Origin of the sequence: Lysinibacillus sp. GbtcB16, from assembly GCF_019091145.1 — a bacterium.
GTDB classification, from domain to species: domain Bacteria; phylum Bacillota; class Bacilli; order Bacillales_A; family Planococcaceae; genus Lysinibacillus; species Lysinibacillus fusiformis.
In genome coordinates, this window is record NZ_JAGXJV010000465.1 from 1 (window position 1) to 266 (window position 266).

1 protein-coding gene is annotated in these 266 nt (G+C 53.4%); it reads right to left on the reverse strand.

Annotated elements, in window-relative coordinates; translation table 11 throughout:
- A partial coding sequence (locus KVT27_RS24915) for a CHRD domain-containing protein (RefSeq protein WP_254636280.1) occupies positions 1-265 on the reverse strand: 265 nt, incomplete at its 3' end.
- Between the last annotated feature and the right edge of the window lies 1 nt (position 266).

Here is a 266-nt window from a genome sequence, read left to right on the forward strand (position 1 = left end):
TCGGGTTCTGGATGGTATGCACATTCACATAGGCGTTGCCGCTTTCGAATTCGCTGATGAGGTCGCGAAGGGTTTTGCCTTGCAGAGGCCCCACAAGATCCTGACTTGTGAGTACGCCTCGAACGACTCCGCGTCTGACAGAGATGCCAAATTTGGATGGGCCAAACAGGAAGGCTACGATGGGGCCGTTGCGGCCTACTCGTCCAAGATGAATATGTCCCTGTGTCACCCGGGAAATATTCCGTACGATAAGTGCAAAGCGCAAT